The sequence below is a fragment of the Methylocystis iwaonis genome, assembly GCF_027925385.1.
GTDB lineage: Bacteria > Pseudomonadota > Alphaproteobacteria > Rhizobiales > Beijerinckiaceae > Methylocystis > Methylocystis iwaonis.
This window is the reverse complement of record NZ_AP027142.1, coordinates 135574-159676: the sequence shown is the minus strand read 5'-3', so window position 1 is coordinate 159676 and position 24103 is coordinate 135574. Positions and strand designations below refer to the sequence as shown.

Below are 24103 nucleotides of genomic sequence, written 5' to 3'. Positions count from 1 at the left end.
GGAACGTCGGATCCTTCGATAATCGGCCTCTGGATTCCCGATCAGGCTTCGCCTGTCGGGAATGACATCGCCTTTTAAGCGCCCGCTGTCATTCCCGACGCGCGAAGCGCGATCGGGAATCCAGCGCAGCGGCGCCCAACCCCCAGAAATAAGAAAGCGGACGCCGCTTTCCCGCGGCGCCCGCTTTTCTAGCCCTGTCCGCCCCGCTTAATTGGCCTTGGTCGGAGCTTTTGTCGAGTCCTTGGCGATTTCCTTGGTCTGCTCGGCGATGATCTGCGCCCGGGACTTGCCGTGCAGCAGGTCGATGGCCGCGGTCAGTTGCTTGTCCTTCTTCTCGTCCGGCGGGACATAGGCCTGCGAGCCCGACTTCTCGTCCTCGCCGTTCTTGAGATGGCCCTTGAGCGAGGCTTCGCCCTTGGTGTCGTCCTTGCCCTTCAGCTCGTCTGGCACGTCCTGCAGGATCTGCATGTCGGGATCGATGCCCTTGGCCTGGATCGAGCGGCCCGACGGCGTGTAGTAGCGCGCCGTGGTGAGGCGCAACGCGCCGGCCGCGCCGCCGAGCGGGATGATGGTCTGCACCGAGCCCTTGCCGAAGGAGCGCGTGCCGATGAGCGTCGCGCGCTTGTGGTCCTGCAGCGCGCCAGCGACGATCTCCGAGGCCGAGGCCGAGCCGCCGTTGATCAGCACCACGACCGGCTTGCCCTTGGAAAGGTCGCCCGGACGGGCGTTGTAGCGCTGGGTCTCGTCGGCGTTGCGGCCGCGCGTCGAGACGATCTCGCCCTTGTCGATGAAGGCGTTGACCACCTGGATCGACTGGTCGAGCAGGCCGCCCGGATTGTTGCGCAGGTCGATGATATAGCCCTTGAACTTGTCGGCCGGGATTTCCTGCTGCGCCTTGGCCATGGCGTTGCGCAGGCCGTCCGCCGTCTCCTCGTTGAACTGGGAGATGCGGACATAGGCGATGTCATTGTCCTGGGTCCGCGAGCGCACCGATTTGATGTGAATCTCGGCGCGGGTCATCTTGACCTCGATCTTGTCCTTGTCCTTGCCGCGGTAGACCGTCAGCTTGACCGGCGTATTGATCTGGCCGCGCATTTTGTCGACAGCCTGATTGAGCGTCATGCCCTGGACGTTCTCGTCGTCGATGGCGCCGATGAGGTCGCCGGACATGATGCCCGCGCGCGAGGCCGGCGTGTCGTCGATCGGCGTGACAACCTTCACGAGGCCGTCTTCCTGGGTGACTTCGATGCCCAGACCGCCGAACTTGCCCTCGGTTTGCGTCCGCATGTCCTTGAAGCCTTTGGCGTCGAGGTAGCTCGAATGCGGATCGAGCGAGGTGAGCATGCCGTTGATGGCGTTTTCGACGAGCTTCTGCTCGTCGGGCTTCTCGACATAATCGGCGCGGACCTTGTCGAACACATCGCCGAAGAGGCTCAGGTTTTTATATGTATCGGCGGTGGTGGCGGCGGCGGCCGGCGCGCCGATCAGAGCGCGGGCCTGTTGGCCGAGCGTCGCGCTTCCGGCTCCGATGGCGATTCCGGTAGCGATTAGAGCAGTTTTGCGAATCATCCGCCGACCTTCCGACTGTCTGACTTGGCCCACCATGGGCTCGAGTCGATCGAGTTACCGTCCTTGCGGAACTCGACATATAAAATGGGTTGTTTCGCGCCGATCGCGACGGTTGCGGCCGTCTGCGCGGCTCCGTCTCCCATGCTGGCCACCGGCTCGCCCGCCAGGACGAATTGTCCGACGTTCACGTTAGAGCGATTCATGCCGGCCAGGACGACATAATAGCCGTCGCCTGCGTTAAGGATCAAGAGTTGTCCGTAGCTTCTGTATGGTCCCGAGAACAGAACCCAGCCGTCGGAGGGCGCGACCACGACGCCATTGTCCCTTGCGCCGATGTAATAGGCTTTTTCCTTGCCGCCGAAACCGTCCGGCGCGCCGAAGCGCTTGAGCACCGGCCCCGCCACCGGGAAGTTGAGCTTGCCCTTGAGGTCGGCGAAGGAGACAGCGGGCGCGAGACGCGCCGCGTCCTTGAAGGGCGCCGCCAGCGCCTTGCGGCGTTGCTCCTCGCTGAGCTTTGCCTGCGCCGCCGCCCGTTCCTCATCGGCCTTGCGCGCCGCCTCCGCCGCCTTGCGGGCGGCTTCGCTTTCGGCCTCCATGCGCGTGATCAGATCTTTCAGGCTGGACGCCTGCCGCGCCAGCGCCGCAGAGCGCGCGGCCTCCTTTTGCATCGCCGATTGCGCGGTTTCGATCGCCTCCTGCCGCATGGCGATCAAGTCGCCGAGCCGCGCGCGTTGCTCGGCCAGCGCCTTCTTCTCCTCGCTCAGGCGGTCCTGCTCGTGGCGGGCCATGTCGCGAAGACGGACAAGCTCGGCGAGATCGTCCTGCAGCGCGCGCGCCTCGGCGCGCATTTGCGGCAGCATATCGCCCAGCGCCAGCGAGGCGCGCAGAGCGTCGAGAATATCTTGCGGGCGGGCCAGGAGCGCCGGCGGCGGGCGCCGGCCCATGCGCTGGAGAACCATCAGCACCTCGCCGATCGTCGCCCGGCGGCTATCCAGCGAGTCGACGATTTTTTTCTCATCGCCCCCAAGCTTAACCACTCTTTCTTCGATCTGGGCCGCGTGCTCTTCCGTCTCCTGCAGACGGCCGGTCGCCTCGAGCAGCACTTTGTTGAGGTTTTCGCGTATGGCGGCGTGCGAGGCGATCTCTCCTTCGAGCTTCTTCGCCCGCTCTCTCGCCTCGTCTATCGTGCTCTCGACCCCGCGCAGCTCCAGGCGCTTGATCGATAGATCGCTTGAATCGCCCGCCTTTTCCTCAGCCTGCGCGGAAAGGGCGGCGGCCAGCGACAGCAGGACGAAGAGACCACGCCCCTCGCCTGTCCGCAGTTGCTCGCTCGCCCATGTCATGCGCGCCATATAGCCTGGTTCCATGAAGAGCCGCGACTATGCCGACTCAATCTAGACCGAAATGCGGCGAATCCCAGCGATGATTGCCGCCGCGCGCGGGGTCGAGAAAAGCGCTTCTACCGAAGGGCCGAGCTTGCGCCGCCAGTTGGGCCGCTCCGCATCCGTGCCAGGGAGATTGACCGCGACGCTTTCGCCAGCCAGATCGTCGAGCTGCGCCATGGCGAGCAAAGACGGCGCGCGGGCGGCGAAGCGATGCAGCGCAGCTGCGAGCGCATCGTCGAACGCCGTATCTTCCGAAGCAGCGTTGAACAGCCCCTCGTCGCGCAAGGCGTCGAGCATCGCGCGCTTGTCTTTTGCGCGCGTTTCGCGCTCGGCCGCCGCCGCTTCAGGCGCGAGAAGCGCAAGCCTTTCTTTTTCGTCTATATCCGCGCCGCGCCACCAGCCTTCCAAAGTCGGGAGGTCATGGGTGGAGACGCAAGCCATGGCCTTTACCGGATAATCGCTCGGCCGGATGAAGCCCGCGCCGGCGCGCTCGAACCAGACGACGCGATAGCTCAGCATATTCGCCGCCTCCAGCCGCTCACGGAAGCCCCAGGGCAGGGTGCCGAGGTCTTCGCCGACGACCATGCAGCCGGCGCGCTGACTCTCCAACGCGAGTTGCGCGAGCAAGGTCTCGAGCGGGTAGGAGACATAGGCGCCGGCGATCGCCTTCTCGCCCTCCGGCACGAGGAAGAGCCGCGTCAGTCCCATTGCGTGATCGATACGCAGCGCGCCGGCGTGACGCATATTGGCGCGCAGCAGCTCGGCGAAATCCGCGCCGCCATCTTTCTCAACCGCCAGCGGGTTTAGCGCCGGCAGTCCCCAGCTTTGGCCCTCGCGGCTGAAGGGATCGGGCGGCGCGCCGATCGAGAAGCCGCCAAGGAGGCGCGACGCCTTGCTCCAGCTCTCGGCGCCATCCGGCGCGGCGCCGACGGCAAGGTCGCGGCAGAAGCCGAGCGAAAGGCCCGCGTCGCGCGCGTCTTGCGCCGCTTGTGCGAATTGGCGATCGGCGATCCATTGCAGGAAGCGATGGAAGCGGATGCGCGTTGCGTGCTCCAAAGCAAAAGCCGCAAGCGCATGTGGCGCGCCGTCGCGCAGCTCCGGCGGCCATCGGCGCCAATCCGCGCCGCCGCGCGTTTCGCTGATCGTTTCGAACAACGCAAAACGCGTGAGCGCCTCGCCGCCTTCCGAGACGAATTTCGTGAAGTCGGCGACGAGCGTGTGGTCTTGCTGCTGATGCGCCAGCGCATCGAAACGCGCGAAGGCTTTTTCGAGCGCCTGCTGTTTCAACGCATGAACGGCGGGATAATCGACCGTGTCGCGAGCCGAGAGCGCACGCGCAATTGTCTCATTGAAGCCGTCGCCAAGGAGGCTTTCGAGGTCGATGTAGAGCGAATCGAGAAAGCGTCTGTCCGACGGATAATAGGGGCTCGCGCGCGAGCGATCCTGGGAGGAGAGCGCATGCAGCGGATTGATCGCGACAAGCGCCGCGCCGGCCTCGGCGCTGTTTCGCGCGAGCCGCGCAAGCGTCGTGAAGTCGCCTATCCCCTGATCGCCGTCGCGACGCAAGGAATAGAGCTGCGCGGATATGCCGAAGTCGCGCCGCTCCTGCGGCAAATAGCATTGCGCGTGCGAGACGATCAGATGGCATGCGACGTCTTCATGCTCCGTACGCAGAATGTAGCGGCCTGCATCGAGGGGCGGCAATTGCGCCCGATACCCGTGAGTCACGCGACCATCCACGCCGCGCCACGCATAGGGGGAGAGTGTTGGAAGTTTTAGGACGCGCGCGTTGCCGCCGTTTTCATCCGATAAGACAAGGTTCCGTGGCGCGCGGGCATCAGTCGCCGCGAGGCGCAATGTAAGCGCTTCTCCCGCACGCGCGACGGCGTGATGCGGTAGCGCGCGTCGATCGCGCGCGTCTGCGAGGCGGGCGAGGCTGTCTGTGGCCTCAGTGCGCGTCTGTGCCGGCAATCCGAGGCGCTGCAGAAGATTCAAGAGCGTCTCGCGCGGAACCTCATGCGCTATACCGCCAACGTCGCGCCAATGCGCCGAGACTCCGGCAGCTTCCGCAAGATGCGCGAGCAGGGCGTCGGCTACGGGAGCGGGCGCGCGGCGCACGGTGGTTTTTTCTTCGACGAGAAGGAGGACGCTGCGCGCCGGCGCTGTCAGCCCGTCGGCAACGACCGAAACTCCGGCGCTGTCGGAGGCGTCGAAAGCCACAAGCCAGTCATAACCGTCGCGCGCCGGCGGCGGCGTCACCTCGCGAGGCGCCCGGCCGCGATGGATGATCACGAGAGCGCGGTCGCCATCCGCATAAAGAGACGCGATCAGCGTTTCGGCGTCGCCACGCCGCCAGTCTTCCTCGCGCATCGGCGCGCCGTCGACGCCGAGCCATTCGACGTCGGGAAGAAGCGTTTCATCCTGCGCGCCGCCATCGAGAAAACGGTCGTCACGCAGACAGACATGCGCTTTGCGAAGCGCAGTGAGCCGCGCCGCCGTCTCGATCAGCGAAGGATCAGCCCGCGCCCAATCGAGCCAGCTCGTTTCATTGTCCAGCGCATAAGAATTATTGTTGCCCCTTTGCGTATGGCCCAGCTCCGCGCCCATGGACAGCATGGGCGTTCCGCGAGAGAACAGCAGCGTTGCGAGCAGATTGCGCTGGTCGCGCGCGCGCGCCGCGATGGTTGCCGAATCGTCGGTCTCGCCTTCTGCGCCATTATTCCAGGAGAGATTTTCGGTCGTTCCGTCGCGCCCCTCTTCGCCATTGGCCGCATTGTGCTTGCGCTCATAGGAGACGAGGTCGCGCAGCGTGAAACCGTCGTGGACGGTGATGAAATTGACGCTGCGAGAGGGGCTGCGGCGCGGAAAGAAATCTTGCGAGCCGGCGAAGCGGGTGGCAAGCTCCGCCACGCCCGCAGCGTCGCCGCGCCAGAAGCGCCGCGCGCAATCGCGATAGCGGTCATTCCATTCGGCGAAGGCGGCCGGGAAATGCCCGAGCTGATAGCCGCCAGGGCCCATGTCCCAAGGTTCCGCGATGAGCTTCAAATCGCGCAAGACGGGGTCCTGCAGCAGCGCGGTGAGGAACGGCGCGTTTCGGTTGAAGCCAGAGGGATCACGCGCGAGCGTCGTCGCGAGATCGAAGCGGAATCCGTCGACGCCGCCATAGATCGCCCAGGCGCGCAGCGCATCCATGGCGAGACGCACGACGGGCGCGCGGTCGAAAGGGAGGATATTGCCGCAGCCGGCGTCGTTCACATAGCGCGCCCGGTCGTCGGCAAGGCGGTAATAGCTCGCATTGTCGAGGCCGCGCAGCGACAGCGTCGGCCCCCATTCGTCGCTCTCGCCCGTATGGTTGAAGACGACGTCGATGATGACGTCGAGCCCAACCGCATGCAGCGCATCAACCGCTTCGCGCACCTCGCGCCATCCGCCCGGCGCCAGACTCGGGTCGGGCGCCATCATGGCGATGGGGTTGTAGCCCCAGTAATTCGTGAGACCCAGCGGCGGCAGATGGCGCTCGTCTATCCAGGCGGCGCAGGGCAAGAGTTCAAGCGTTGTGACGCCGAGCTTTGTGAGATGCGCGATGGACGCTTCATGCGCAAGGCCCGCGAATGTGCCGCGCAACTGCGGCGGCACATCCGGATGCATCGCCGTGAAGCCTTTAACGTGCATCTCATAGATGATGGTGTCGCGCCACGAATGGCGTGGGCGCGAAGCCGCCGCCGCCTCCGGTCGCGCCATCACGCATTTGGCGACGAAAGGCGCGCTGTCTTCCTGAGCAGCCGCGCCGGAAGCGAACATGCTTTCGTGCAGCGTAGCTGCGCGATCGAGCATGAGCGCGTAAGGATCGATGAGAAGCTTCGCGGCATTGAAGCGGTGGCCCTCATGCGGCGCGTCGGGGCCGTAAGCGCGCAGGCCGTAGCGCAGGCCTTCTTTCAATCCTTCAATATGTGCGTGAAAGACATCGCCGGTTTTTGCGGGGAGGCGAATGCGCTGCGTCTCGGCGCCGCTTTCATCGAAAAGGCAGAGATGAATTTCTTCGGCATGGGCCGAGAAGACGGCGACATTGGCGCCCGTATCGTCGAGTGTGACGCCAAGTGGCTCGGGGGCGCCGGGGGAGATGCGCATCAGGCCCCCTCCCTAGCCCTCCCCCGCTCACGCGGGAGAGGGAATAGATTGTCGCTTTCATCAAGAATGCTGATCGTGAGCGTCCCCTCTCCCGCTTTAGCGGGGGAGGGACAGGGAGGGGGCGAGAAGCGCTTCAGCTCCGCGCCGCAATCGCCTCGCGATACAGCGCCGCATAGCGTTTCGCCGGATGGCGCCAAGAGACGTCCGTGCTCATGCCGTTCAATTGCAATTTGCGCCACGTGTCCTTGTCCCTGAAAATTTCCTGCGCCCGGCGGAGCGCGATGTCGAGCGCCTCCGCCGTCGGCGGTGAAAATTGGAAACCTGTGGCGACGCCGGCTTGCAGCGCCATCTCATTCGAGTCGACGATCGTATCCTTCAATCCACCGACACGCGAGACGATCGGCGCCGCGCCGTAGCGCAAGGCGTAAAGCTGCGTCAGCCCACAAGGCTCGAAGCGCGAGGGGACGAGGAAAGCGTCGGCGCCCGCCTGGATAAGATGCGCCAGATCCTCGCTGTAACCCACCCACACGGCGACGCGGCCGGGATAGGCGTCCCGCGCGGCGAGGAAGTTTTCTTCGAGATGTCTCTCGCCCGTGCCGATCAAGGCGAGCTGCGCGTGACGCGCCATGAGCGACGGCAGAGTGGCGAGCAGCATGTCGTGCCCCTTCTGCCAGGACATGCGGCTGACGACGCCGAGGAGAAAAGCCTCGGGGTCAGCGTCGAGATGCATACGCTTTTGTAGCGCGACTTTGTTTTTTGCGCGCGCCGAGAGGGTCGCGGCGTCATAGGTCGCTTCTATGCGCTCGTCCGTGGCGGGGTTCCAGACGTCTTCATCGACGCCGTTGAGAATGCCGCTCACGACGTCGGCCCGCGCGCGCAGCAGGCCGTCGAGCCCCATGCCGAATTCGGGCGTCTCGATCTCCTGCGCATAGCTCGGCGAGACGGTGGTGATGCGGTCGCAAAGCTGCAGGCCGGCTTTGAGAAAGCCGATCGCGCCGTAATATTCCACGCCCTCCATCCGGAAGGATTCCGGCGGCAGGCGCAGCTCGGTAAGCAGCTCCTTTGCGAACTGACCCTGGAAAGCGATGTTGTGAATGGTGACGATCGTCGCCGGCCGTGGCCTGCCGCTGTAATGCAGATAGGCGGGCGCAAGAGCCGCCTGCCAATCATGCGCGTGCAGGACATCCGGCGTAAAATCGGCGAGCGCGCCCTGCGCCATCTGCGCGCCGACCCAGGCGAGCGCCGCGAAGCGAAAGGCGTTGTCCGGATAATCGACGCCATTCTCATTCGTGTAAGGCCCGCCTTCGCGCGCATAAAGATGCGGCGCGACGAGCGTATAGACGATGCTTGCGCCCAGGCGCCCGGCATGGACCCATGCGGGCCCGCCGAAAAGATCGTCGAAAGACAAAACCGTCTCGCCCGCGCCGAGCGCCGCAAGCGCTTCCGGATAGCCGGGGATGAGCGTGCGCGTCTCGACGCCTTCACCCGCAAGCGCGCCCGGCAGCGCGCCGACGATATCGGCCAACCCGCCGGTTTTGACGAGCGGGCTCATCTCGGAGGCGACGGCGAGAACGCGTGGAGTCATGGCGTGAGCCTGTCGATCATCGGCTGCGTAATGAGGCAAATGCCCTGCTCGCTGCGACGGAACCGCCGCGCGTCTTCTTCGGGGTCTTCGCCTACGACGAGGCCCTGCGGAATGCGCACGCCGCGATCGACGACGACATTGGTAAGCCGCGCCGAACGGCCGACATCGACGTAGGGAAGAATCACTGCGTTCTCGACCGAGGCATAGGAATTCACGCGCACGCCGGTGAAGAGCAGCGAGCGGCGCAGCGTCGAGCCGGAGACGATGCAGCCGCCGGAAACGAGCGAAGAAAGCGCCTGCCCGCGCCGCCCCACCTGGTCGTGTACGAATTTGGCGGGCGGCGTGATTTCCGCATAGGTCCATATCGGCCAGTTGCGATCATAGAGATCGAGCTGCGGCACGAAATCGGTAAGGTCGATATTCGCCGCCCAATAGGCGTCGACAGTGCCGACATCACGCCAATAGGCGTGCGGCTCGCTCGCCGCGCGCACGCAGGAGCGCGAGAAATGATGCGCCACGGCTTTGCCGTGCTTCACGATGTAAGGGATGATGTCCTTGCCGAAATCATGCGTGGACGCAAGGTCCTGCGCGTCGCGGCGCAGTTGGTCATACAGAAACTTCGCCTCAAACACATAAATGCCCATGCTGACGAGCGCGCGATCGGGATGGCCGGGCATGGCGGGCGGGTCGGCGGGCTTTTCGATGAAGGAGATAATGCGGTCGTCATCGCCGACATGCATCACGCCGAAGCCGGACGCTTCGCTGCGTGGGATTTCGAGACAGCCGATGGTGACGTCCGCGCCCTGTTCCACATGCTGTTTGAGCATGTGTTCGTAATCCATCTTGTAGACGTGATCGCCGGCGAGCAGCACGATATATTTTGGGTCGTAGCCTTCGATGATGTCGAGGTTCTGATAAACGGCGTCCGCCGTGCCGAGATACCAATGGTCTTCGGAGACACGCTGGCTCGCCGGCAGAATGTCGAAGCTCTCGTTGCGCTCGACGCGAAAGAAGCTCCAGCCCCGCTGCAAATGGCGGATGAGGCTGTGCGCCTTATATTGCGTGGCGACGCAGATGCGGCGAATGCCGGAGTTGAGCGCATTGGACAATGCAAAGTCGATGATGCGCGATTTGCCGCCGAAATAGACCGCGGGCTTGGCGCGCCGGTCGGTCAGTTCCATCAGCCGCGAGCCGCGCCCGCCGGCGAGGACATAGGCCATGGCGTGGCGCGCGAAAGGCGGATTGTCATAGGCGGCCATCAGTCACACCCAGTCTGCGATTCGCGTTTCATTGTAGTCCGGCGTTGTCGAATTCGAAGAACAAAGTGGCGAGCGGCGGGATTTGAATCTCGGCCATCGCCGGGAAGCCGGCGAAGCCCTCTTCCTTCGCATCCACCCCGCCAAGATTGCCTTGCCCGGAGCCGCCGTAAGGACTGGCGTCCGAGTTGAGGATTTCGCGCCAGCGCCCGGCGTAGGGCAGGCCCAAGCGGTAATTGGGCCGCGGCACGGGCGTGAAGTTCGAGACGACGAGGATCGGCCGCGCGTGGTCGGCGCCGTAACGCAGAAAGGCGAAGACGGAACTCTCCGCATCGTCGACGACGACCCATTCGAATCCCTCGCTCTCGCAGTCCCGCCCATGCAAAGCCTCATGGCTGCGATAGAGATGGTTCAGGTCGCGAATGAAATCGTGCAGCCCTTTGTGGAAGGCGTGCGCCAGCAACCCCCATTCGAGCTCGCGCGCATAATCCCATTCGCTTGTCTGGCCGAACTCCTGCCCCATGAAGAGGAGCTTCTTGCCGGGGTGGCCCCACATGAAGCCGTAATAGGCGCGCGCGCCCGCGAAGCGCCGCCACTCGTCGCCTGGCATTTTCGAGACGATCGCGCCTTTGCCATGGACGACCTCGTCATGCGAGAGCGGCAGCACGAAATTTTCGGCGAAGGCGTAGAGCAGGCCGAAAGTGATCTCATTGTGCCGCCATTTGCGATACACGGGATCGAACGACATGTAGCGCAGCGTGTCGTTCATCCATCCCATGTTCCATTTGAAGCCGAAGCCGAGCCCGCCCATGTCGACGGGCCGCGTAACGCCGGCCCAGGACGTCGATTCCTCTGCAATGGTCACGACGCCAGGGTAGAGCCCGTAAACGAGAGTGTTGAAGTTTTGAAGAAAGGCGACCGCGTCTTTGTTGTCGTTGGAGCCGTCGGGATTGGGCGCCCATTCGCCGGGCTTGCGTGAGTAATCGAGGTAGAGCATGGAGGCGACGGCGTCGACGCGCAGCGCGTCGATATGGAAGCGGTCGCACCAGTAGAGCGCATTGGCGATCAGGAAATTTGCGACCTCGCGCCGCCCGTAGTCATAGATTGCCGTGTTCCAGTCGGGGTGAAAGCCGCGGCGCGGATCGGGATGCTCGTAGAGCGGCCCGCCGTCGAATTGCGCGAGGCCATGTTCGTCTGTCGGGAAATGCGCCGGGACCCAATCGAGGATGACGCCGAGCCCAGCCTGATGGGCGCGATCGACGAAGCGCTTGAAGCCTTCCGCGTCGCCGTGCCGCCGCGTCGGCGCGAAGAGGCCGATCGGTTGATAGCCCCAGGAGGCGTCGAGCGGATGCTCGTTGATCGGCAGAAGCTCGATATGGGTGAAGCCCATGTCGGCGGCGTAAGGGACAAGCTGATCGGCCAGCTCGTCATAGGTGAGGAAGCGCCAGCCGTCCGCCTTCCGCCAGGAGGGCAGATGAACCTCATAGATCGACATGGGGGCGCGGCGGGGGTCGCGGGCTGCACGCGCGCGCAGGTGGCTCTCATCGCCCCATTGATAAGGCGCAGAGGATGCGACCACTGAAGCCGTCGAGGGGCGCAGCTCCGCTTCGAAGCCGAAAGGATCGGCCTTCAGCGGCAGGAGATTTCCGTCGCGGCCGAGGATCTCATATTTGTAGACTGCGCCGGCCGCGACTCCGGGAAGAAATATCTCCCAGATCCCGCTATCGACGCGCTTGCGCATTTGCGCGCGTCGTCCGTCCCATTGGTTGAAGTCGCCGACGACGGAGACGCGCCTGGCGTTCGGGGCCCAGACGGCGAAATTGGTTCCCTCGACGCCCATATGCCTCGTGACATGGGCGCCCAGACGCTCGTAGAGCTTGCGATGCGCGCCTTCGACGAAGAGATGGTCGTCCATCGCGCCGAGGACGGGCGGGAAGGCGTAAGGGTCGAGGAAGCGCCACTGCGATTGGCCGTTCGACGCCGCCAGAACATAGGGCGCGCCCGGGTCCATAGGAGCGAGCCCCTCGAAAAAGCCGTCCGGGTGAACCCAGTCCAGCGCACCGACGGGCTGGCCCTGCGTCGTCTCGACTGCCAGCGTCTGCGCGCCCGGGATGAAGGCCCGAATGACGAGGCCGTCGCCGGTCTCATGGGGGCCGAGGACGCCAAAAGGATCGCCATGGCGGGCCGCGACAATCGCCGCGATCTCGCTCGGGTCAGCTCGCCAACTGGGTCGTGTCATGAGGATTGGATGATCCGGCGGGGTCCTATTGCGTATCATGGCCTCGCGCGCCCCATGCGGAAAGCCCCGGATCGGCGTTCCTCACGCGCTTTTCGCCGCGCCATTGCCAATCCGTCCTGTCTGCGCTAGCTCGACCCGGTCTTTTCCGCGTCCCTTCGGCCCTTCGGCCGCTCGTCACTTGAGGGAACGCGCGTGACGGAGCTTTCCCGCATGAAACTGCCTAATCAGTTCTACCGTCCGCTGGCCATTGGCGCGCCGGCTCCCTATCGCGAGCTGCCGGTCAAGGTCGAGCGCATGATCCATTTCGTGCCGCCGCATCTCGAAAAGATGCGCGCCAAGGTTCCGGAGATCGCCAAGCAGGTCGACGTCGTGCTCGGCAATCTCGAGGACGCGATCCCGGCCGATGCCAAGGAGGCCGCCCGCGCCGGCTTCATCGAGATGGCGAAGTCGACCGATTTCGGCTCGACGGGCCTCTGGACCCGCATGAACTCGCTGAACAGCCCCTGGGCGCTGGACGATATGATCGAGATCGTCGGCGCGGTGGGCAATAAGCTCGACGTCGTCATGCTGCCCAAGGTCGAAGGCCCCTGGGACATCGCCTATCTGGACCAGCTTCTCGCCCAGCTCGAGGGCAAGAACGGCGTGACCAAGCCGATCCTGATCCACGCCATTCTGGAGACCGCCGAGGGCGTCAAGAACGTCGACGCCATCGCCGCGGCCTCGCCGCGCATGCATGGGATTTCGCTGGGCCCGGCCGACCTTGCGGCCTCGCGCGCCATGAAGACCACGCGCGTCGGCGGCGGCCATCCGGAATATAAGGTCATCGCCGACGCCGATCCGGGCGCCGGGCTGCGCGCGACCTTCCAGCAGGACCTCTGGCACTACACCATCGCCAAAATGGTGGACGCCTGCGCCTCCGCCGGCATCAAGGCCTTCTACGGCCCGTTCGGCGATTTCTCCGACGGCCCGGCCTGCGAGTCCCAGTTCCGCAACGCCTTCCTGCTCGGCTGCGCCGGCGCCTGGTCGCTGCATCCGACCCAGATCGAGATCGCCAAGCGCGTTTTCTCGCCCGATCCCAAGGAAGTGGCCTTCGCCAAGCGCGTGCTGGAGGCGATGCCCGACGGCACCGGCGCGGTGATGATCGACGGCCGCATGCAGGACGACGCCACCTGGAAGCAGTGCAAGGTCGTGGTCGACCTCGCCAAGCAAGTGGCGGCCAAGGACGCTGATTTCGCCAGGATCTACGGTCTTTGACCGGTACCCCTCTTACGGGAGGGGCGGAAAACCAGTGACCACCGTCATTGCGAGGAGCGCAGCGACGAAGCAATCCAGGGCGGCTACCGCGGCTCTGGATTGCTTCGCGTCGCTCGCAATGACGCGCTGGTTCATAAAAATCATTGCCGCGCGGAAGGCCCCGATAAACCAGGGGAATGCCGCGCGCCAATTGCTGAGCATTTTACATATTCCGCACACCGGCCCGTTTAGGATTTTGCGCCCACGCTCCTTTTGAATAAGGAGCAAAGCCGCCATGAGCCAGACGCGCGACCCGACGCCCGAGAATGTCATCGAACTCGCCCGCTATATCCGCGACGGCGCGGGCTCGGGCGGCATGGAGGAGGCCGCGCGTCTCGCCGAGGAGCAGCTCGCCCGGCTCAAAGAGCTGGAGCTTCTCTACGTCGCCGACGAAGGCCATGCGGCCATCAGCCCGGCGGCGCGGGAGATGTTCTTCGAAAATGTGGGTTTGCTGCGCCGCCTCGGCGGAACGCGCTGATCCGCCGCCATTGACAGACGCGCCCCGACGCTCCTAAAAAGCGCGCTGATCTCGAAAGAGAAAAAAGTTCGACCAGCCGAGCCGCCCCATGAGGCGGCAGGTCAACGCCCGGCAGCGCGATGCGCCCCCGGGCGCGTTTTGCTTTGGCGCGGCGGCTGACGCAGGCGCTGCAGGAGTGACAAAATGTTCGAGAGCCTTTCCGACAAGCTCTCCGCCGTATTCGACAAGCTCACGCGCCGCGGCGCGCTGAACGAAGCCGACGTCAACGAGGCGCTGCGCGAAATCCGCCGCGCGCTGCTCGAGGCCGACGTCGCGCTCGATGTCGTGCGCTCCTTCTCCGACAAGGTGCGCGACCGCGCGGTCGGCGCCGGCGTCATCAAATCGGTCTCGCCCGGCCAGATGGTCGTCAAGATCGTCAATGACGTGCTGATCGAGACGCTGGGCGAGACGGCGCAGCCGATCGACCTCGCCGCTCGCCCGCCCGTCGCCATCATGATGGTCGGCCTGCAGGGCGCCGGCAAAACCACCACCACGGCCAAGATCGCCAAGCGGCTGAAGGAGCGTCACGACAAACGCGTGCTGATGGCGTCGCTCGACGTGAAGCGCCCCGCCGCGCAGGAGCAGCTCGCCGTGCTCGGCCGCCAGGTCGAGGTCGACACGCTGCCGATCGAGCCCAACCAGACGCCGCTGCAGATCGCCCGCCGCGCCATGGAGGCCGCGCGTCTGCAGGGCTACGACGTGGTGATGCTCGACACCGCCGGCCGCACCCATATCGACGAGCCGCTCATGCAGGAAATGGCGGACATCAAGTCCTACGCCAATCCGCATGAGACCCTGCTCGTCGCCGACTCTCTGACCGGCCAGGACGCGGTCAATCTCGCCAAGAACTTCGACGAGCGCGTGGGCCTCTCCGGCATCGTGCTGACCCGTATGGACGGCGACGGCCGCGGCGGCGCGGCGCTCTCCATGCGTTACGTCACCGGCAAGCCGATCAAGCTCATCGGCACCGGCGAGAAGATGGACGCGCTCGACGAATTCTCGCCGAGCCGCATCGCCAACCGCATTCTCGGCATGGGCGACATCGTCGCCCTCGTCGAAAAGGCGGCCGCCGCCATCGACGCGGAAGAAGCGCGCAAGACGGCCGCGCGCATGGCCAAGGGCAAGTTCGACCTTCAGGACCTTTGCGACCAGCTCGCCCAGGTCGAGAAGATCGGCGGCCTCGGCGGCATGATGGACCTGCTGCCGGGCGTCGGCAAAATGAAGGACCAGCTCGCCAAGGCCAATCTCGACGACAAGGTCATCAAGCGCCAGCGCGCCATCATCCTCTCCATGACGCCGCAGGAGCGGCGCAATCCGGACCTGCTCAAGGCCTCGCGCAAGAAGCGCATCGCCGCCGGCTCCGGCATGAAGGTCGAGGATATCAACAAGCTCCTCAAGCAGCATCGCCAGATGGCGGATCTCATGAAGTCCTTCGGCGCCGGCAAGCGCGGCGGGCTCATGGGCAAGGCCGCGCAGATGATGGGGCTCGGCCCCGGCGGCATGCAAATGCCCTCGCAGGAGGAGCTGCAGAAACTGCAGGAGAAGCTCGGCGGCGCCCCTCCCGGCGCCCCCGGCATTCCGGCCGCTCCCCCGGCCGATCTCCTTGCGCAGAAGCCGAACCTTCCGGGGCTCGGCGGCGGACTGCTGAGCGGGCTCAACCCGTTCGGAAAGAAAAAGTAATCACAAGACTCACAAGGAAACTGACATGTCTCTCAAAATTCGTCTCGCCCGCGGCGGCGCCAAGAAGCGCCCCTTCTATCGCGTCGTCGTCGCCGACTCCCGCTCGCCGCGCGACGGCCGCTATATCGAGAAGCTCGGCACCTTCGACCCGCTGAAGGCCAAGGACGCCGCCGACCGCGTCATTCTCGATCTGGAGAAGGCCAAGGAGTGGATCGCCAAGGGCGCGCAGCCGACCGACCGCGTCGCCCGCCTGCTCGACGCCGCCGGCGTGGTGAAGCGCGAGGCCCGCAACAATCCCGAGAAGGCCCAGCCGAAGAAGAAGGCCCAGGAACGCGCCGCCGCCGCGGCCGAAGCCGCCGCCGCCGCTGCGGACGCGGCTGCGTAATCTATCGCTTTTGCCCCCTCCCCAACCCTCCCCCGCTTGCGCGGGAGAGGGAGCGGACCGTCGCCTTCATCAGCGGAGCTGATCGCGAGCGTCCCCTCTCCCGCGTAAGCGGGGGAGGGACAGGGAGGGGGCCAAGCCGCCATGACCAAACCCAACCTCGTCCTCCTCGGCCGTTTCGGCGCGCCGCATGGCGTGCGCGGCGAGATTCGCCTGCAAAGCCACACGGCTGATCCGCTCGCGATCGGCTCCTACGGCCCGCTCACCGACAAAAGCGGCTCCAAGACCTTCAAGCTTCTCTCCGTCCGCCCGCAGGGTAAGGACATGCTCGTCGCGCGCGTCGAAGGCGTCGCCGACCGCTCGGGCGCCGAGCGGCTCACGGGCGTCGAGCTTTACATTGCCCGCGAAAAGCTTCCGGCGCCGGAAGACGAAGACGAATTCTACCTCGCCGATCTCGTCGGGCTGCGCGCCGAGGCGCGTGACGGCGAGTTGATCGGTCACGTCGTCGGCCTCAGCAATTTCGGCGCGGGAGATATTCTCGAAATCCAACCGTCGCAGGGCGAGACGATCCTGCTGCCGTTCACCAAGGCGGTGGTTCCGATCGTCGACGTTGCGGGCGGCCGGGTCGTCGTCGAGCCGCCGGCGGAAGTCGAAGGCCCGGCCGACTGACCTACGGAAAGGCGTCCGGGCGAGGATCAGAGAGCCTGACGACGCATTTCGCCGCAACCTCGTCGCCGACTCCGAGCCGCTCCTTGGCCCGCACGCTCGCCTTTATCGCGAGCAGATAGGGCCCCTCTTTTGAGGGAAACAAGGTCGTCTCCCAGACGCTGGAGCCGAGCGTCACAGTGACCGGCACATAGCCGAAGCCGGTGCGATTGATTCTGCGCTCTCCTTTCAGCCTTTTGGACTCCTCGCCGTCGAGAGAGAGAAAATACCAGCCGCCGGGGCCTGGATATTTCCAAATCGGGCCTCTGACCTCAAGTCTCAAAAAATTCATTTCAGCAAATCTCCGCGACGAGACCAGCATATCCGATCGCCCTTTCTCCCGCAGCCGCAGGCGTGCCATAACCCGCCCATGTGGCGCGCGACGATCCTCACCCTTTTCCCCGAAATGTTCCCCGGCCCGCTCGGGCTGTCTCTGGCTGGCGACGCGCTCGCGCGGGGCGTTTGGGAGCTGGAGACCAAGCAGATCCGCGAGCACGGCATTGGCCGGCATCGCGCCGTGGACGACACGCCCGCTGGCGGCGGCCCGGGCATGGTGATGCGCGCCGATGTTCTCGCGGCGGCGATCGACGCGGCGGCGCCTGAAGGCGATCCCCGCCCAAAGCTGCTCATGAGCCCGCGCGGTCTGCCGCTCACGCAGCAGCGGGTGCGCGCTCTGGCGGAGGGGCCCGGCGCGATCATCCTTTGCGCACGCTTCGAGGGCGTCGACGAGCGGATCATCTCCGCGCGAAACCTCGAGGAGGTTTCGATCGGCGATTACATTCTCTCGGGCGGCGAGATCGCCGCGTTGGCGCTCATGGACGCCTGCGTGCGGCTGCTGCCCGGCGTGATGGGCGAGGAGCTTTCGGGGGAAGAAGAAAGCTTCGAGGGCGGCCTTCTGGAATATCCGCAATACACGCGGCCGCGCGACGTCGAGGGGCGCGCGATACCGGACATTCTGCTCTCCGGCGACCATGCGAAGATCGCCAAATGGCGCCATGAAGAGGCATTGAAACTCACGCGGGCGAGACGGCCGGACCTTCTCACCCGCAAGTAGGACGGGCGGTTAGCAGAGCCCTTCCCCGTCTCGACGCATCGTCCCTCCACTCCCATGTCGTCGCCGGGCTCGTCCCGGCCATCCACGCAGCGCAACGACTGCTCATGTGAGGCGGATGGGTCCAGTCGGGCCAAATCTCCTAAGGGAAAACTAGGATTTCATTCCGTCCCCCGGGGGAGGCCGCGCCCATCGCATGGACGGCGCTCCAAATTGCCAATCCAAGCCATTGCGAACGTGTCGGCTATGTCCCCGAACACCCGTCGGTCATCTATCCGGACTGAACAACAAGCCCGGCCATGACGAACTCCCGCAGCCGTGAAGGGGAGCGTTCGTCGCACCCTATTTTTGCGACGCGATGCACTTTCCGGCGATTTCTCTCAGCCTCTTCCCCCGTTCGGCGTCATCCGTAATCCCAGCGAGCGCATGGCTGCGCGTCGCCTCCTCGGCGGTGCAAACGCAGGCGTTATGGCAAAAGCCCTCTTCGGCGCCTTCCGCGCGGCAGCTTCTGACGCATTCGGCGATGAAATCGCTCGCGGCGTCCGGCGGCGGCGCGAGCATGACGAGGCCGGTGAAGACCGCAAAGAGCACAGGCTGATGGACGAGATAGATGAGCAGGCTGTTGCGGCCCGCGAGGGATAGCCAGCCTTTCTCTCCGCGCGCGGGGAAAGGAATAGGCTGAGAAGCCTGCCGCGTCAGCCACGCCGGGGGCTGGCCCGCCTCGGCGGACGTCTGCTCCGGCTTCTGATCCTCCGCCTTCTCCCCATAAAGGCGGCGAATGATCAGCCGTCCCGCCCCGACGCCGATAAGCATCGCCCCGGCCCAGGGGAAAAACGGCCGCCAATCCTGAGTGTACGGCTCGGTCGTCGAAAGGCCCAGCCATTGCAGCCAGCTCGAATTGAAGGCCGGCGACGCCAAAACATGCGGCGCGGCGAAAAACAGGGCGCCGGCGACGAGCGCCGCCGGCCAGGGCAGGAAGAGAAATCCGACCGCGAGCAGGCTCGCCGCCGCGATGCAGTGAAGAATGCCGAAAAAGACGAAGGCGCTCGGGAAGACGATATAGGTGCCGACGCTCACCAGCCCCGCCGCGCCGGCGACGATCGCGAAGCGCCGCCAGAAGGCCCGCCACTGCATCCCATTGCGATGCGCCAGCGCCAGCGACACGCCGGCGATGAAGAGAAAAGAGAAGGCGATCGCATGGCCGAAGGCCTTCACCGGCGCCGACCAGGGAATGGATGCGGCGATATAGCCGAAATGGCCCAGATCCCAGGTCAGGTGAAAGGCGACCATCGCCAGAACGGCGAGGCCGCGCGCGACGTCGAGCGCGCCCCAGCGCCCGGCGGTCATTTGCCCGTAGCGCCCTGGAATTTGCTGAACACCATATCCGGCGCCGAGAGATTATGGCGCGAGGGCAGATGCCGCCCGACCCAGACCTCGGTAGCGCTGGCGCCGGGGAAGTCGATAACGGGGGCCTCCTCCCAACCCTTGCCGCGCTTCGAGCGCCACGCGACGATCGCCGCGTCGCTCATCGTCTCCATCGCATACATCGAGCGCAGCGCCGCGAAAGGCCGCCCGCCGGGCATTGCGTCGTCATAGGAGACGTCGAGCGTCAGCCGCTCCTGATCGATGCTCTTCAAAGAGACCTTCGCCTCGCCGCCGCGCTTGAATTTCAGCGTGAAACTGCGCGTCTTCGGATCGAAGACGATCTCCTCATAAGCGACGATCGGGCGTTCCTGCGTCTCGACGGGGCCGACGAGGAAGGAGGAGCCATAGGCGGTCCAGCGCATATCCTCGAAGGGCAGCGGCCGGGCGCGCCAATAGCCATCCGGCGGGTAGAAGACCATGATCTCCTCGGCGCGCTCGCGGTACCACATCCAGACCTGGATGAGATGGAAGCCCGTCTCCACCTGATCGCCGATGCGGATCGGCACGTCATTGGGCCGCCAGAAGGAGGGGAAGGTATAGCCGGTCATCCAGAATTCCGGCGTCTCCCAGAAGGTGCGGCGGCGCGCCTGGGCGAAGAATTTCGGATCGTGGGAGAGATCGCAGCTCGACCAGTCCGGCGCCCAGCGATCGGAGACGATCGTGTTGATGTAGGACGGATGCACCGCCTGGATCTGCAGGCCGCGAATGCGCGGCGAGACGAAGTCGAGCTCGATATTGTCCTTCTCGGCGCAGAGCTCCTGCACGGATTTATTCTCGACGCGCACTTGCAGCTCGTCGAGCTGCTCCTGAGCGGAAGGCTGCGCGAAAGCAGGCGTAGCGGCCAGCGCGCCGGCGCCCATGAGAAATCGGCGGCGATCGAAAGACGTCACGTGGGTTTCCTCGAAGTCCAGGAGTGTTGCGCCGCTTATTTCACGGCTCTCAAGGCGAAAACAAGGAGAGGCGCGTCTTTCTGCGATCTGCGCTCCAGCCATGCCGGCGTTTCGCCCCGCGCCAGCAAGGCGGCGAGCCCGTCCGGCGCGGCGGAAACGAGGGGCGAGGGCGTCTTGGCGCGGGCGCACCACACAACGAGCCCCGCGCCCGCCTCGCGCAGCATCGCCTCGGCCTTGTCCGGCGCGGCCATGAAGGCGTGGGCGGCGAGGAGATTGCCGTGATTGTCGCGATGGTAGGGCGCCGCAAAAACGCTGTGCGGCGTATGGGCGAGAATATGGCTGCCGAGATCGAAGGAGCCGAGGACCCGAGTCGGCGCCATCTCGGCGAGGGGCGCCAGCGCCTGCGGCGTCAGGCAGGCGCGCTCGCCATCCGCTTCATTGCCATCGCCTAAGGGAAGCGCCAGCGCGAGGCCGATCGGCGAAACGAGGATTGCAAGGAAGCCGGCGAGCGGGGCGCGTAGCACCGGGCTCACGCGCGGGCGTTCGACCAGCGCGACGATGGCGGCGGCGAGCGGCGCCATCGCGAGCGGCGTCGCGGAAGAGAAGACCCTTAGCTGCCAGAGACCGGCGGCAAAGCCCACCGCGACAAGAGCGGCTGTGAGCAGCCAGCGCCGGCGCGCGAGGCCCTGCGCGCGCCAAGCGAAGACGGTTGCGGCCGCGAGTCCGAGCGCGACGGGCGCGGCGGTGGCGACGACAAGGCCGGGCGCTTTGGGAAAAAGCGCAAAAAGCGGTTTCGCCTCAGCCACATGGGAAAGCCAGAGATCGCGTATCAGAGGATGGAGCCCCGCGAGCGGATCGCCGAGGCAATGGGGCGCAAGCAGGAGGATGCTCGAGAGCGTTGCGAGCCCGGCCCCACCCGCTGCGAGAAGGCGGGCGCGGAAAGTCGGGAGCCACGGAGCGGCCAAAGCCAGCGCAGCGAGCGACACGGCGCCGACGCAGAGCGCAGCAATGTGCGCGAAAGAGAAGGCGTCGCAGACGGAAGCGAAATAGCGGGCGCTCGGAACGGTGGCTGCGTAGAAGGCGGGAAAGGCGATGAGCGCGCCGCCCGCAAACCACAGAAGCCGCCCCCGCGCCGCCGCGCCCTCAAAGATGAAGAGCAAGAGGAGCGCCGCCATCATCACGGCGAAGAAGGGCAGGTTTTCGAGACTGATCGCGAAAGACAGCGCCATCAGCGCCGCGCTGGCGGCGAGGCGGCTCGCCTGTTTCCCATCGAGGCCTTGCAGAAAGAAGCAAAGCGACGCCGCCAATGTGACGATCTGCGGCGCATGGTGATCGATGCGGCCCGGCGCGAGTTGCAGAAACATCGCCCCCGACAGCATGGCGAGCCAAATCGCGAGGCTTCGCGCGCGGGGGCCCGAAAGAATGGCGGCGAGCCAGCCGACTACCGCGAAAAGCGCGGCCAGCAAAAGAAAGGGAAAGACGAGCCGCGTCGCCCGCTCCGCATATTCCGGCGCGAGAAAGCGCGAAAAGAGCAGATCGAGCCCCGCCAGCGGAACGTCGACGATCCGCGACCAATGCATCGGCAAGCCGCCCGGCGGATCGAGGCGATAGGCGGTCAAATCGAACCAGGGCTGGCCCGCGAGGAAATCGCGCAACTGCACGGCCCGCATGGCGTCGTCGGAATCGAAAAAGGCGCCCGTGCGCCAGACGGCCTCAGTGCGTGAGAAGGACAGCGCCGCCGCGCAGAGAAGCGCGAGAACGAGCACGATGCCCACGGGCAGGCGAGAGTCCGCCGCCTCCTGGCGGCCCGCGACGCTCGGCGCATCAGGCGTGGCGAAATCCGTCATCGTCCGTCCTTGGCTTCGCGCCAGTCGCGCCAGCGGATCATTCGAAATCCGCTTGATTGGTTCGTGTCATTCCCGACGCTCGCAGGGCGAGCGATCGGGAATCCAGAGCAAAACCAACGCATTTGCGGCTCTGGATTCCCCGTCGGGCTTTCAGCCCGCTGGGAATGACATTGCCCCCAAGCGCGCTGCTCAAACGGAAACGATCTCACGCATCGTGCTTGAACAGCAGGCCCCGGCGCGAGACGAAATTGAACATGAAGACGAACCCCGCCGTCGCCGCCTTGGCGATCGACAGGGCGAAGCCGAACTCCCCGACAAAGAGACGCATGAGGGCCTCGGTCAGCAGGAGGCCGATGACGCCCGTCACCAGAAAACCCAAAATCTCGACGCGCGGCGCGCGGGCGCGCCGTCCCTCGAACACGTAGCGGATGCTGAGGAGATAGATCAGGCCCAGGCCGGAGAGAAAGCCGGCGGCGGCGGCCTGCAGATAGCCGACGCCGAAGCCTTTGGTGAGCGACATCAGAACCGCGTAATCCAGCGCCAGCGCAAAGACGCTCGCCGCCGCATAGCGGATCATGTCGCGGATGAAGCGCGCGAGCCGCCCCGGCGCCAGACGCACCGCGAGCGCGCCATGCGCATCCGTCAGAAGCGACATGGTCACGCCACCTTCTGCGGCACGAGCCGTTCGCTCGCCAGCGCTTCCTCGGCTCCCGCGACGCCCGCCTCGGAATATTCGGCGTCCTCATTGACCCGCCAGATGTCGAAGACCTCTTCGCCGCGAATGATGTTGAGCGCGGCGAGCATGCCGGTCATCATGGCGTGGTCCTGATTATTATATTTGTGCATGCCATTGCGGCCGATCGGATGCAGCGTCGGGAAGCGCGCGGCGATCTCGCGGCGGATCGTCTCGACATTCTCGGCGTAAGCGTCGTCGTACACCGGATAGGCCTTGGCCTGCCGAACCACGCAGGCGTCCGTCACGTCATCGGGCTCCATCAGTCCGATCTGACCGATCTCGCGCTTGGCGAGCGCGATCAGCTCCGCGTCCGGCGCGGCCCACAGCCCGTCGCCCTCGAAACAGAAATATTCGAGCCCGAGGCAAGTGGAGACGCCGTCGGCGATCATCTCGGGCGACCAGCTCTTGAAGTTCTGCACCCGGCCGACCTTCACGGAAGGATCGTGGATATAGACCCAATTGTCGGGCAGCTCCTCCTGCGGGCGCCCGATCAGCACCACCGTCAGAAAGTCGCGATATTTGAGATCGCGAGCGTTGAAGAGGCTCAAAGGCTTTGGCTCGATGGCGTTCATCAGATCGCGCATCGGCGCCGACGACATCACATGGCGCGCGTGGAAGGTTTCGATGGCGCCATTCTGCCTGGCGGCGCGCACCGTCCAGAGCCTCGACGTCGCGTCGTAGTGAATTTGGTCGACGCTTCGGCCCATGAGGAGATGTCCGCCCATCTCCTGCATCTTGCGGGCGCAAGCCTCCCACATCATGCCGGGACCGCGGCGCGGATAGCGGAAGCTCTCGATCAGCGTTTTGGCGCCGGCCTCCGCCTTGCGCAGGCCGAGCGAACGGCGCAGGCCGTCTATGATGGCGGCGCCCAGCGAAAGCCCCTTGATGCGCTGCGCGGCCCAATCGGCGGAAATATCGTCGCAGCCCATGCCCCACACTTTTTCGGTGTAGGTCTTGAAGAAGATGCCGAAGAGCCGCTCGCCGAACTGGTTGCGCACCCACTGATGGAAGGTCTTGGGCTCCTTGACCGGGAAGGCCTTGGCCCAGGCGAAGGAGGCCATGCACAAAGCGCTTTCGAAGAGGCCGAGATTCGTCAGCGCCTCGAAGGCTTTCAGCGGATAGGCGTAGAACTTCCCCCGGTAATAGATGCGCGACAGGCGCGGCCGCTCCAGGAAATCATCGGGCAGGATCTCGTTCCAGAGGTCGAGGATCTCCTTCGACTTGGAGAAGAAGCGATGGCCGCCGATGTCGAAGAGGAACCCCTTGTAGCTGGCCGTGCGCGAAATGCCGCCGACATAGGTCGGGTCCCGCTCCAGCACCAATGCGTCGCGCCCGTGTTTGGCGAGCGTATATCCTGCCGTCAAACCGGCGGGGCCGGCCCCGATGATGATCGTCTCGACAATCTCGCCCATGCC

At 65.2% G+C, this 24103-nt stretch carries 18 protein-coding genes; 6 read left to right on the top strand and 12 right to left on the bottom strand.

Features of this window, described 5'->3' with window-relative positions:
• Positions 1 to 207: 207 nt before the first annotated feature.
• The 6 genes from QMG84_RS00775 to glgB form a co-directional block, all read right to left on the bottom strand.
• Positions 208 to 1569: a S41 family peptidase gene (locus QMG84_RS00775; protein WP_281929762.1), complete on the bottom strand. Its 1362-nt coding sequence runs from the start codon at positions 1567 to 1569 to the stop codon at positions 208 to 210.
• Positions 1566 to 2921 carry a murein hydrolase activator EnvC family protein gene (locus QMG84_RS00770; protein ID WP_281929761.1) on the bottom strand — a complete coding sequence of 452 codons (1356 nt, stop codon included), beginning with the start codon at positions 2919 to 2921 and terminating at the stop codon, positions 1566 to 1568. Before QMG84_RS00770 ends, QMG84_RS00775 begins: the two co-directional genes overlap by 4 nt.
• Positions 2922 to 2963: 42 nt before the next feature.
• Positions 2964 to 7082: a glycogen debranching protein GlgX gene (gene glgX, locus QMG84_RS00765; RefSeq protein ID WP_281929759.1), complete on the bottom strand. Its 4119-nt coding sequence runs from the start codon at positions 7080 to 7082 to the stop codon at positions 2964 to 2966.
• A gap of 133 nt (positions 7083 to 7215) precedes the next feature.
• Complete coding sequence (glgA, locus tag QMG84_RS00760; RefSeq protein ID WP_281929757.1) at positions 7216 to 8667, bottom strand: glycogen synthase GlgA; 1452 nt, start codon at positions 8665 to 8667, stop codon at positions 7216 to 7218.
• On the bottom strand, positions 8664 to 9926 hold the full coding sequence (gene glgC, locus QMG84_RS00755; protein WP_281929755.1) for a glucose-1-phosphate adenylyltransferase: 1263 nt from the start codon (positions 9924 to 9926) through the stop codon (positions 8664 to 8666). The genes glgA and glgC overlap by 4 nt, the downstream gene beginning before the upstream one ends.
• Positions 9927 to 9954: 28 nt before the next feature.
• A complete protein-coding gene (glgB, locus tag QMG84_RS00750; protein ID WP_281929753.1) occupies positions 9955 to 12162 on the bottom strand; it encodes a 1,4-alpha-glucan branching protein GlgB in 2208 nt (735 codons plus the stop codon).
• A 210-nt stretch (positions 12163 to 12372) separates the two neighbouring features.
• Here glgB and QMG84_RS00745 point away from each other — a divergent pair, with 210 nt between their 5' ends.
• The 5 genes from QMG84_RS00745 to rimM all read left to right on the top strand — a co-directional run bounded on the left by QMG84_RS00745 (position 12373) and on the right by rimM (position 16703).
• A complete protein-coding gene (locus QMG84_RS00745; RefSeq protein WP_165049620.1) occupies positions 12373 to 13416 on the top strand; it encodes an HpcH/HpaI aldolase/citrate lyase family protein in 1044 nt (347 codons plus the stop codon).
• Between the two features lie 274 nt (positions 13417 to 13690).
• Positions 13691 to 13933: a hypothetical protein gene (locus tag QMG84_RS00740; protein ID WP_202070958.1), complete on the top strand. Its 243-nt coding sequence runs from the start codon at positions 13691 to 13693 to the stop codon at positions 13931 to 13933.
• Positions 13934 to 14116: 183 nt separating this feature from the next.
• The gene (gene ffh / locus QMG84_RS00735; protein ID WP_202070959.1) at positions 14117 to 15652 is read left to right on the top strand and encodes a signal recognition particle protein; all 1536 of its coding nucleotides are present in this window, start codon (positions 14117 to 14119) and stop codon (positions 15650 to 15652) included.
• Between the two features lie 25 nt (positions 15653 to 15677).
• A complete protein-coding gene (rpsP, locus tag QMG84_RS00730; RefSeq protein WP_165049614.1) occupies positions 15678 to 16037 on the top strand; it encodes a 30S ribosomal protein S16 in 360 nt (119 codons plus the stop codon).
• Positions 16038 to 16178: 141 nt separating this feature from the next.
• Positions 16179 to 16703, top strand: coding sequence for a ribosome maturation factor RimM (rimM, locus tag QMG84_RS00725; protein ID WP_281929749.1), 525 nt, complete (start codon positions 16179 to 16181; stop codon positions 16701 to 16703).
• Between the two features lies 1 nt (position 16704).
• Here rimM and QMG84_RS00720 read toward each other — a convergent pair whose 3' ends face one another.
• On the bottom strand, positions 16705 to 17031 hold the full coding sequence (locus QMG84_RS00720; RefSeq protein ID WP_281929747.1) for a DUF1905 domain-containing protein: 327 nt from the start codon (positions 17029 to 17031) through the stop codon (positions 16705 to 16707).
• Between the two features lie 78 nt (positions 17032 to 17109).
• On the opposite strand from QMG84_RS00720, the gene trmD reads away from it, so the two are divergent.
• Positions 17110 to 17793: a tRNA (guanosine(37)-N1)-methyltransferase TrmD gene (gene trmD / locus QMG84_RS00715; RefSeq protein WP_281929746.1), complete on the top strand. Its 684-nt coding sequence runs from the start codon at positions 17110 to 17112 to the stop codon at positions 17791 to 17793.
• Positions 17794 to 18132: 339 nt separating this feature from the next.
• On the opposite strand, the gene QMG84_RS00710 is transcribed toward trmD, so the two are convergent.
• The 5 genes from QMG84_RS00710 to QMG84_RS00690 form a co-directional block, all read right to left on the bottom strand.
• Positions 18133 to 19137: a heparan-alpha-glucosaminide N-acetyltransferase gene (locus tag QMG84_RS00710; RefSeq protein WP_281929744.1), complete on the bottom strand. Its 1005-nt coding sequence runs from the start codon at positions 19135 to 19137 to the stop codon at positions 18133 to 18135.
• Positions 19134 to 20075: a hypothetical protein gene (locus QMG84_RS00705; protein ID WP_202071502.1), complete on the bottom strand. Its 942-nt coding sequence runs from the start codon at positions 20073 to 20075 to the stop codon at positions 19134 to 19136. Before QMG84_RS00705 ends, QMG84_RS00710 begins: the two co-directional genes overlap by 4 nt.
• 65 nt (positions 20076 to 20140) lie before the next feature.
• Positions 20141 to 21952, bottom strand: a complete 1812-nt coding sequence (locus QMG84_RS00700) for a hypothetical protein (RefSeq protein ID WP_281929742.1) — start codon at positions 21950 to 21952, stop codon at positions 20141 to 20143.
• Positions 21953 to 22157: 205 nt separating this feature from the next.
• The gene (locus QMG84_RS00695; protein WP_281932070.1) at positions 22158 to 22607 is read right to left on the bottom strand and encodes a GtrA family protein; all 450 of its coding nucleotides are present in this window, start codon (positions 22605 to 22607) and stop codon (positions 22158 to 22160) included.
• A gap of 2 nt (positions 22608 to 22609) precedes the next feature.
• Positions 22610 to 24100, bottom strand: a complete 1491-nt coding sequence (locus tag QMG84_RS00690) for an NAD(P)/FAD-dependent oxidoreductase (protein WP_281929741.1) — start codon at positions 24098 to 24100, stop codon at positions 22610 to 22612.
• Between the last annotated feature and the right edge of the window lie 3 nt (positions 24101 to 24103).